This window comes from Paramuribaculum intestinale (genome assembly GCF_003024925.1).
GTDB classification, from domain to species: Bacteria; Bacteroidota; Bacteroidia; order Bacteroidales; family Muribaculaceae; genus Paramuribaculum; species Paramuribaculum intestinale.
Window position 1 is genome coordinate 1 of sequence record NZ_PUED01000243.1, and the last position, 2,916, is coordinate 2,916.

1 protein-coding gene is annotated in these 2,916 nt (G+C 47.1%); it reads right to left on the reverse strand.

Features of this window, described 5'->3' with window-relative positions:
- Positions 1–448 precede the first annotated feature (448 nt).
- A partial coding sequence (locus C5O24_RS12190; RefSeq protein WP_262497765.1) for a helicase-like domain-containing protein occupies positions 449–2,916 on the reverse strand: 2,468 nt, incomplete at its 5' end.

Sequence of the window (2,916 nt, forward strand, 5' to 3'; positions counted from 1 at the left end):
GGGTTTAACAGATATATGTGTTTATTACTGTTTGGGTTGCATTATATCAGGCTTGGCGTGCTTAGCGGGATCGGTGACCGAGTCAAGGTTGCCAGCGCTTAGTTTAACTTTTAAGCCTGAACCATATTGCAAAGATAATCGAAAAAAGATAACGCACATAATGTATTCGACTAAAATCTATTGTTTTAACTATTTTTAACGTTTAGTCGACTGCGATTCTCAACTATGCGTTTAAATTAAATAAATAATAAGGCTATATCGCGAAGTGATAAATCTAAATCAATCCTGTTGAAATGATACATATTGTACACCCACTTAGGATGTGTGTACGGTCAGATTGCATCTTTTACCATATTAAATTTACTATTACAATACGCTCATATTGTATTGTCTGAATATGAAAATGGGATCCGACTTTCGCCAGACCCCATTTTTAGTTATTTTTTAATTATAGTTTGGGATGGCACATCCCAAAAATTGGAACTCTGGCACGATACCTTGAAAATGGTTCTGCAACCATTGACTCCTTATTGCCATTAGATTTAGCTTCAGCAACAGAGACATTTTGTGAATCCTTTTCCTGCTTGTTTTCCTCGCCGTTCTGTTCCTCTTTATTTGGTGTGAGTTCAGCGGTAATCCTGCGATCAAGGGCTGCAAGTTCGGATTTTAAACCTTTCAGTTCTTCCTCCTTGCCCCACGGCTTGGCGACGATAGCTTCGAACTGGGGAACGTCGGCTTTGAGTCTGGCGGTGCGTTCCTCATACTGCTCGATGATGCCGGGTATCTTCTCCAATGCGTTGACGAAGTTCATACAGGCGGCATGGGTGTCGGACATTGCTATGAAGCCGTTGTTGAACTTGTATTTGTAGTTGCCTTCGACCACAAAGCGGTTCTGAACGGTCTCCTTGCCGTCAACAAAATTACGCTCGGAGATAATGCTGATGGGGAAGCCATAGATTTCTCCGATACGCTTGTACTGTCCGTGGGTGTCGGTTTTCATCGCCAGACCTTGAAGGTGGATACCCATGTTCTGCTCGTCACGGAGGTTGCAAGTGTCGATAGTGAGATTGTTGACGGGGTTGCCGTCTTTATCTCGCTGGACAACCGACGCATATCGGGCTGCATCCTCCTTCATACGACTTATTGCCGCCTCGTTGTTGGCAATGTCGTGGCTGATGGTCTGGAGCCTAAACTTGGAATCGGAGATACCCTTGTTGTGGGCTTTGCGTTCAGACTCCAGTGCCGCTATCCGCTTTTCAAGTTTAGCCTTTTCGAGAAGGTCGGTGTTGCCGCTGAGAATAGCCATATATTCCGAGAAGTTCATGCCGTTCTGCTCGTCCATCGCGCCCTCGTCGATTGTTCTTGTTCCAAGCGCGCCACGTTTGAGCTGGCTGATGAATGTTGCCTTGCAGTGAAGAAGGTTGAACTTGTAGGAGTCCAGAGTTTTCTCCACGGCATATATCAGAATGTCAACATTATTCCCTGCGTACAGTTTTGCGACATCGTTGCCGTGTCGCTGACCTCTGCCGTCTCTTTGTTCAAGGTCTTTCGGCACCCAAGGTATATCAAGATGGTGAATACAGACAACCCGCTTTTGAGCGTTTACTCCCGTACCAAGCGTCTGTGTCGAACCGAAAAGCACGCGTACATCGCCATCGTTCATCGCCTGAAACAGTGTTTTCCGGCTACGGTCGGTCTTACATTCCTGAATAAAACGAATCTCATGTGCCGGGATACCGTAATCCTCTATCAGCTTTCGTTTGATTTCGGAATAGACATTCCATTCCCCGGGCTTGTATGTTGACAAATCACTGAATACAAACTGTGTGCCTTTATGTTCATCATACTTCCGATAATATTCCGCTATCATCCGGGCGCAGTGGCTGGCCTTGTTGCCGGGATCATCGTCATACGAAGGGTCTATAAGACGCATATCCATTGACATTTTGCGGGCATAGTCTGTGGCAATAAGCATCTTCGCCTTTTCTTCGGTCTGTGACAGCGGTTCTCGCCCCAGTATGGTGGCATCGCCACTCTCGGCAAATTTCATCAGTTTCTCGATGAAGTCCTCCTGTTGCGGCGTCGGAGGAATATTATGCAGTATCTCGTTCTTTGCAGGACGGTCAACGCCTACATCCTCCGCCGTGCGGTAATCCGTTATCTCGTTGTAGAATGCCGCAAGCTCCGGCACTTTGATAAAGTAACGGAAACGCTCTTTCTGCACAATTCTATTGGTGACATTAAACTCGAAGTCGGTTGTTTTCTTTGCGAAAATCGCCAGCCAAGCGTCGATGCACCGTATATCCTGCCTTTCAAGCTCTTTCGGGCGTAGATACTTGAACAGCAGGTACAATTCGGTGAGCGAGTTGCTGATTGTCGTACCGCTGAGAAAAGTAGCACCGAGGTCTTTGCCCGTCCGCTCCTGAATGGTGCGTATGGCGTAGAGAAGATTCAGCGCACGCTGTGAGCCTTCCGAGTTGCCTAATCCCGCCACACGGTCGTGTCGGGTATTGAACATCAGGTTCTTGAACTGGTGCGACTCGTCCACAAAAATGTGGTCGATACCCATCTGCTTGAAGTCAACGACAGCATCCTTGTTCTGATCCATCTGGTACTGAATGGTCGCAATCTTGGCGGTCAGGTTTTCCTTACGCTTGATTAAGCCTTTGAGCATACCACGACTAACATCGTGGCCCTGCTGTTTCAGCACTTCAAGATTCTCCTCAACCGTATCAAGCTCCGCCTGAAGAATCTGTTGCTGCATCTCCGGCGACTGCGGGATTTTCCCGAACTGGTCGTGCGACATTATCACGCAGTCATAATCGTTGTTCTTGATCTGATTGAAGAAATTTACGCGGTTGTCAGCCTTGAAACTCTTTTCATCGGCAAACAGTATCCGGGCATTGGGATAGGCAC